Consider the following 369-nt stretch of genomic DNA (forward strand, 5'->3'; position numbering starts at 1 on the left):
AAGTCCCTGGTCAGCGCGGTCGGTACGGCGACGGCGGCGCCCACGACGACGCTCGGCGCACCCGCCGCGAGGGCCTCGGCGGCCCGCTCCGGGGCCGCGGCGGCGAGGTCCGGGGCGGGGAACATCCCCGCCCCGGCCGGTGTTGCCGCCGACGGACAGTGACGAAAGGCGGAGCCGTGCACGGTGAGTACAAGGTTCCCGGCGGCAAACTGGTCGTCGTGGACGTGGACGTGGAGGACGGCGTGCTGCGCCGCGCGCGTGTGGCGGGCGACTTCTTCCTCGAACCCGACGAGGCGCTGGACGCCGTGAACCGTGCCCTGGACGGCGCCCCCGCCGACACCGACGCCGCCGGTCTGGCCGCGCGGATCG

The 369-nt window shown here is 76.2% G+C and carries 1 pseudogene; it reads left to right on the top strand.

Annotated features, from left to right (window positions below):
- Positions 1 to 176: 176 nt before the first annotated feature.
- Positions 177 to 369, top strand: a pseudogene (locus tag B7767_RS42985) (lipoate--protein ligase family protein); the annotation flags it as partial.

Origin of the sequence: Streptomyces sp. 13-12-16, from assembly GCF_002114215.1 — a bacterium.
GTDB lineage: Bacteria > Actinomycetota > Actinomycetes > Streptomycetales > Streptomycetaceae > Streptomyces.